This is a genomic window from Achromobacter sp. 2789STDY5608615, from assembly GCF_001298995.1.
Classification (GTDB): Bacteria; Pseudomonadota; Gammaproteobacteria; order Burkholderiales; family Burkholderiaceae_B; genus Achromobacter; species Achromobacter insuavis.
The window spans coordinates 152,553-159,646 of the sequence record NZ_CYTY01000003.1 but is presented as its reverse complement, the minus strand read 5'-3'; the positions used below and the strand labels follow the sequence as shown (position 1 = coordinate 159,646).

Annotated in this window: 5 protein-coding genes; all 5 read left to right on the top strand. The window is 71.0% G+C overall.

Going from position 1 to position 7,094, the window contains the following annotated elements:
* The coding region (locus tag AOZ49_RS03710; protein WP_197286693.1) for a dipeptide ABC transporter ATP-binding protein at positions 1–2,384 on the top strand (2,384 nt) is incomplete at its 5' end.
* A gap of 135 nt (positions 2,385–2,519) precedes the next feature.
* Positions 2,520–3,014, top strand: coding sequence for a rhodanese-like domain-containing protein (locus AOZ49_RS03705; protein ID WP_054430452.1), 495 nt, complete (start codon positions 2,520–2,522; stop codon positions 3,012–3,014).
* Position 3,015: 1 nt separating this feature from the next.
* Positions 3,016–3,945, top strand: coding sequence for a serine O-acetyltransferase EpsC (gene epsC / locus AOZ49_RS03700; protein WP_054430451.1), 930 nt, complete (start codon positions 3,016–3,018; stop codon positions 3,943–3,945).
* A 76-nt stretch (positions 3,946–4,021) separates the two neighbouring features.
* On the top strand, positions 4,022–4,954 hold the full coding sequence (locus AOZ49_RS03695) for a family 2A encapsulin nanocompartment shell protein (protein ID WP_043775745.1): 933 nt from the start codon (positions 4,022–4,024) through the stop codon (positions 4,952–4,954).
* 8 nt (positions 4,955–4,962) lie between these two features.
* Entirely contained in the window at positions 4,963–6,942 is a 1,980-nt protein-coding gene (locus tag AOZ49_RS03690) for a family 2A encapsulin nanocompartment cargo protein cysteine desulfurase (protein ID WP_082380298.1), read from the top strand.
* Positions 6,943–7,094 lie beyond the last annotated feature (152 nt).

Here is a 7,094-nt window from a genome sequence, read left to right as displayed (position 1 = left end):
CCCGGGTGGCGCTGCGCCTGCGGCCGCCGTCCCTGGCGCACTGGTTCGGCACCGACTACCTGGGCCGCGACGTCTATGCGCGGGTGGTGCACGGCGCGGCGCTGTCGTTGAAGGCGACCGTGATCGCCGTCTCGCTGGGCCTGGCCGCCGGCTGCTGCCTCGGCCTGCTGGCCGGCTTCTCGCGCCGCGCGGTGGACGACGCGGTGATGCGCGTGGTGGACGTATTGCTGGCGATCCCGTCGCTGCTGCTGTCGCTGATGGTGATCACCGTGCTGGGCTTCGGCACCGTCAACGTGGCGCTGGCCGCCGGCGTGGCCACCATCACCACCTTCGCGCGGCTGATGCGGGCCGAAGTGCTGCGGATCAAGGCGAACGCCTATGTCGAGGCGGCCTTCGGCAGCGGCGAGCGCTGGTTCTCAGTGCTGCGCCGCCACATCGTGCCCAACGCCGCCGGCCCCGTGCTGGTGCTGGCGGGCCTGGAACTGGGCGCCGCCATCCTCGCGGTATCGGCGCTGAGTTTCCTGGGCTTCGGCGCCGCGCCGCCCGCGCCCGAGTGGGGCACGCTGGTGGCGGAAGGGCGCAATTACCTGGTGCGCGCCTGGTGGCTGACCGCCATGCCGGGCGGCGTGATCATCCTGGTGGTGCTGTCCACCAACAGTCTGGGCAAGGCCTTTGAACGGCGGCGCCTGCGGGGGGGCACGATGAACCTGAACACAGTGACGGCGCTGTCCGTCCAACGCGGCGAAACGGCGGCGCAGCCGCTGCTGGCCGTGCGCGACCTGCACGTGGCCTATCAGGCCGGGCGCCAATGGACGCACGCCGTGCGCGGCGTGTCGCTGCACGTGCACCCCGGCGAGGTGCTGGCCATCGTCGGCGAGTCCGGCTCCGGCAAGTCGACCACCGCGCACGCCATCATCGGCCTGCTGCAGGAAGACGCGCGCATCCTGCGCGGCGCCATCCATTTCCAGGGAGCAGACCTGACGCGGGCCGGCGAACGCACCTGGAGCCGGCTGCGCGGCGCGCACATCGGGCTGGTGCCGCAGGATCCCGGCGTCGCGTTGAACCCGGCCATGCGGATCGGCGAGCAGGTGGCCGAGGTGCTGCGCATCCACGGCCTGGCCGATCGCCTCAATGCCCGCCTGCGCGCCGTGCAGATACTGGACCAGGTCGGCCTGACGCAGCCGGCGCTGCGCGCCCGGCAGTATCCCCACGAACTCTCGGGCGGCATGCGCCAGCGCGTCTTGATCGGCATCGCCTTTGCCTGCCGGCCCCGGCTGGTGATCGCCGACGAGCCCACCAGCGCGCTCGACGCGACCGTGCAGCGTCGCATCCTGGATCAGCTGGCGCTGATGAAACAGGAGAACGGCACCTCGGTGCTGCTGATCACGCACGACCTGGCGCTGGCGGCCGAACGCGCCGACCGCGTCATCGTGATGCGGCACGGGGAGATCGTGGAGGAGGGCGGCGCGGGCGACGTGTTCGAGCGGCCGCGCCACGCCTACACCCAGGCGCTGCTGGCGGCGCGACCGGGCGCATCGACGCGCCAGCGGCCGGCGGTGTCCGCGCCCGCCACGCCGCCGCTGCTGGCGGTCCAGGGCCTGGCGAAGACCTTCGCGCTGGCCGGCGGTCAGCGCCTGCAGGCCGTGCGCGACGTGTCGTTCGAGATCGCGCGCGGCCAGACGCTGGCGCTGGTGGGCGAGTCCGGCTCGGGCAAATCCACCACCGCCCGCATGGTGGTGCGCATGGAGACGCCCAGCGCCGGCCAGGTGCGGTTCGGCGGCCGCGATATCGGCGCGCTCCGGGGCGAGCCGCTGCGCCAGCTGCGCCGGCGGATCCAGTTCGTGCACCAGAACCCCTACGGCTCACTCGACCCGCGCTACACCATCGAGGACATCCTGACCGAACCGCTGCGCGCCTTCGGCATCGGTCGGCCCGAGGAGCGGCGCGACCGCGCCTTGCAGTTGCTGGACCAGGTGGCGCTGGACCGCGCCCTGGCGGCGCGCCGGCCCGCCGCGCTGTCGGGCGGCCAGCGGCAGCGTGTGGCCATCGCCCGCGCATTGGCGCTGCAACCCGACCTGATCGTGCTGGACGAGCCGGTCTCGGCGCTCGACGTGGCGGTGCAGCGGCAGGTGCTGGACCTGCTGCAGCAGTTGCAGGAAGACCTAGGCCTGACCTACCTGCTGATTTCGCACGACCTGGAAGTGGTGCGCCACATCAGCGACCGGGTCGCGGTCATGGCGGCGGGCGCGCTGGTGGAGCAGGGCGCGGTGGAGGAGGTGTTCACGTCGCCCCGGCACGACTACACGCGCGAACTGCTCGCCGCCCGTCCCGGCCAGCGCGCGGCGGCGCCGGCCCCGCCGGCCAACGCGGCGGCCGTGGCCTGAGCGCCCGCGCGGCCGCTACACAACTCGCGGTTGTTAATTTCCGACTTTTTATTCATTTGGATTTCGCCGCTTTAGGCCTAGATTGTGGATTCCGCCGCCACCTGTTCTGGCGGCCAGCCTGGAGGCCCTTGCGCCATGAGCTACGACACCCCCGAAGCCGCCGTCACCGAACGGATCCTGCCTGCCACCCTGGAGCAGGCGCGCGCTGCGGCGCTGGACCAGCACCTTTCCTATGCCGGCGGCGTCTCGCCCGTGGACGCCTGGACGCTGGCGCAGAACGGCGACGCGGTGCTGGTGGACGTGCGCTCGGCGGAAGAGCGCAAATTCGTCGGCCACATCCCCGGCACGGTGCACGTGCCCTGGGCCACCGGCACCAGCCTGACCCGCAACCCGCGCTTCGTGCGCGAACTGGAGGCCAAGGTGGCCAGCGCCGGCGGCAAGGACGCCGTGGTGCTGCTGCTGTGCCGCAGCGGCAAGCGCTCGGCGCTGGCGGCGGAGGCGGCCGCCAAGGCGGGATTCTCGGCGGTCTTCAACGTCTTCGAGGGCTTCGAAGGCGAGCTCGACGCCAACCAGCATCGCGGCCTGAGCGACGGCTGGCGCCATCGCGGCCTGCCCTGGGTGCAGGACTGACATGGCAGCCTTCGATCTGGAGGGCGTGGTGCGCGCCCTGGACGGCATCCGCGCCCAATGGCGCACCTCGCAACAGCGCGCCCGCGAGCCGGGCGAACGCGAGTTTCCGTCGCGCGAGGCGCTGGCCGACATCTTCGACAAGTTCAAGCGCGCGCTTTTCCCCATGCGCCTGGGGCCGGTCGACATGCGCCACGAAAGCGAGAATTTCTACGTCGGCTACACGCTGGACGCGGCCCTGCGCAGCCTGCTGGAACAGGCGCGGCTGGAGCTGCGGCGTCACGCGCCGGCCGATGCCGGCGTCGATGAACACGCCGCCGCGATCGTGCGGCGGTTCGCCGCCGCGCTGCCGGACGTGCGGCGGCTGCTCGACAGCGACGTGCTGGCGGCCTATCACGGCGATCCGGCGGCGCGCAGCGTGGACGAGGTGCTGCTCTGCTATCCCGGCATCCACGCCCTGATCCACCATCGCCTGGCGCACCAGCTGTACCTGCTGGACCTGCCGCTGCTGGCGCGCATCGCGGCCGAGATCGCCCATGGCGAAACCGGCATCGACATCCACCCCGGCGCCCAGATCGGCCCGGGCTGCTTCATCGACCATGGCACCGGCGTCGTCATCGGCGAGACCGCCCGCATCGGCCGCGGCGTGCGCATCTACCAGGCGGTGACGCTGGGCGCCAAGCGCTTCACCACCGACGCCGACGGCAACCTGGAAAAAGGCCTGGCGCGCCATCCGATCGTGGAAGACGAGGTCGTCATCTACGCCGGCGCCACCATCCTGGGCCGCGTGACGCTGGGCCGCGGCGCGGTGATCGGCGGCAACGTCTGGATCACCAGCGACGTGGCGCCCGGCGCCACCGTCACGCAGGCCGGCCCGCGCAGCACGCCGCAGGCCGACGCCGGCCAGGCGCGTCCGCGCGAGCGCGCCGCCTGACCGCTATTTCCCCAGGGGCTTCGGCCCTTTCTTTTTGTCTGTGTTGTTTGCGTGTTTGTTCACTTCGGAGATTTCAATGAGTGCCACCGTAGGCGGGACCGTCGCATTGGGCGACAACGGCGCAAGGCAGTTGGCCAATGCGACCAAGACCGTACCCCAACTTGCCACCATCAGCCCGCGCTGGCTGACGCATTTGCTGCAATGGGCGCCGGTCGAAGCAGGCATCTACCGCCTGAACAAGGTCAAGAATCCCGAAAACATCAAGGTGACGTGCACCGCGCGCGAAGCCGAGAACCAGTTGCCGCGCACCTTCGTCGAGTACGAGGAGCAGCCGCGCGAGTATTTCCTGAACGCCGTCAGCACCGTGCTGGACGTGCACACCCGCATCTCTGACCTCTACAGCAGCCCGCACGACCAGATCAAGGAACAGCTGCGCCTGACCATCGAGACCATCAAGGAAAACCAGGAAAGCGAACTCATCAACAATCCCGATTACGGCCTGTTGTCGCAGGTGACGGAGGAGCAGCGCATCTTCCCGCTGACCGGCGCGCCCACGCCCGACGACCTGGATGAGCTGCTGACCAAGGTCTGGAAGGAGCCGGCTTTCTTCCTGACGCATCCGCTGGCCATCGCCGCCTTCGGCCGCGAAGCCACGCGGCGCGGCACGCCGCCGCCGACGGTCAGCCTGTTCGGCTCGCAGTTCATCACCTGGCGCGGCATTCCCCTGATTCCGTCCAACAAGGTGCCGGTGGCCGATGGCAAGACCAAGATCCTGCTGCTGCGCGTGGGCGACAAGCGCCAGGGCGTGGTCGGGCTGTACCAGCCGGGCCTGCCGGGCGAACAGAGCCCGGGCCTGTCGGTGCGCTTCATGGGCATCAACAACCATGCCATCGCGTCCTACCTGATCTCGCTGTACTGCTCGCTGGCGCTGCTGGCCGACGACGCGCTGGCGGTGCTCGACGATGTCGAGATCGGCAAGTACCACGACTATCCCGACACCTACAAATAGGCCGCACGATGGCTGTCGCCGATTCCTCTCCAAGCTTCGCCGCCCTGGCCGGCGGCGTGCCGGGCGCGCCGGAAGCGCCCATCGATCCGGACGTGCTGGCGCGTCTGGCCAATGCCTTCTTCACGGCGCTGCCGGGGCGGCCGGCGCCAGCCGACCTGCCGGCGCCGGTCCCGCCCGGGGTGCAGGCTCCGGTCAACGTCGCGCCGCCCGGCTCGCCGCTGGTCAGCCCCGCGGGACTGGGCCCGGGCGTGCCCGGCACGCCGATCCCGCAGGGGCTGGCGCCCGGCGCCAACCTGGCGCCGGCCTCGCCAGCGCCCTTGCCATCGCTGGCGCACCGCGCGCCGGCGCTGCTGCCGCACGCGCAGGCGGGCAACGGCCTGCCCGACAACGTGGTGACGGCGGTGCCGGCCTACGAGCCGCGCTTCGGCGCGGGCGCCACCGGGATCGCGCCCGGTGCGACGACGGTCCGGCCCGACGCCGGGGCAGGGGAGTCCATCCCCTACTATTTCCTGGAGGGCGGGCAGGGTCATCCGGCGCGGCCGGGCACGGTGCTGGGCGCCACGGCGGTCAGCGACGACCTGGCCGGGCTGGCCGTGCCCGCCCGGGCCGCCACTCCCGCGGCACCGGCCCCGCCGGCGGCCGCCGCAGCCTCGCCGGACCCGCGCTATTACTTCGTCGATGCGGTCGTGCTGCCCAGTGGCTACGTCACGCCCGCGCATCCCCAGGCGCGGACCGCGCCGCATGCCGGCGCCGATGCCCATCCGCCGTTCGACGTGCACGCGGTGCGGCGCGACTTCCCCGTGCTGCGGGAACGCGTCAACGGCCGCCCGCTGGTGTGGTTCGACAATGCCGCCACCACCCACAAGCCGCAAAGCGTGATCGACCGGATCGCGTATTTCTACGCCCACGAGAACTCCAACATCCATCGCGCCGCGCACGAGCTGGCGGCGCGCGCCACCGACGCCTACGAGGGCGCGCGCGAGCGGGTCCGGCGCTTCATCAACGCGCCCGACGTCAACGAGGTGATCTTCGTGCGCGGCACCACCGAGGCCATCAACCTGGTGGCCAAGAGCTGGGGCGCGCAGCACGTGGGCGAGGGCGACGAGATCATCGTCTCCAACCTCGAGCACCACGCCAACATCGTGCCATGGCAGCAGCTGGCGGCGGCCAAGGGCGCGCGATTGCGCGTGATTCCGGTGGACGATTCCGGCCAGATCCTGCTGGATGAATACCAGAAGCTGCTCAATGACCGCACCCGCATCGTCGCGGTGACCCAGGTGTCGAACGCGCTCGGCACCGTCACGCCGGTCGCGCGCATCATCGAACTGGCGCACCGGGCCGGCGCCCGCGTGCTGGTGGACGGCGCGCAGTCGGTGTCGCACCTGCGGGTGGACGTGCAGGCGCTGGGCGCGGACTTCTTCGTGTTTTCCGGCCACAAGATCTTCGGGCCCACCGGCATCGGCGTGGTCTGGGGCCGGCGCGAGGTGCTGGAGGACATGCCGCCCTGGCAGGGCGGCGGCAACATGATCGCCGACGTGACCTTCGAAAAAACGGTGTTCCAGCCCATTCCGAACAAGTTCGAGGCCGGCACCGGCAATATCGCCGATGCGGTCGGGCTGGGCGCGGCGCTGGACTACGTAACGCGCCTGGGCATCGAGAACATCGGCCGCTACGAGCATGACCTGCTGGTCCATGGCATGCGCGGGCTGGGCGCCATCCCCGGCGTGCGGCTGATCGGCACGGCGGCGGACAAGGCCAGCGTCATGTCCTTCGTGCTGGACGGCTACAGCACCGAGGAGGTCGGCCAGGCGCTGAACGAGGAGGGCATCGCGGTGCGCACCGGACACCATTGCGCCCAGCCGATCCTGCGCCGCTTCGGGGTGGAAACCACGGTGCGGCCGTCGCTGGCGTTCTACAACACCTACGAGGAGATCGACCGCCTGCTGGACGTGGTGCAACGGCTGGCGTCGGTCCGCCGCGGCGGCTGAGCGCGGACCCGCCCGGACGGCGCGGCATGGGGCGCGGGACGGGGCCGCGCGCGTGTTCTAATACGCGTTTTACGAGCCCTTGAACCCTGACACGGTTCCCCTGCCTCATGTTGCGCCTGACCGAAATCATCCTGCCCCTGTCGACCTCCCAG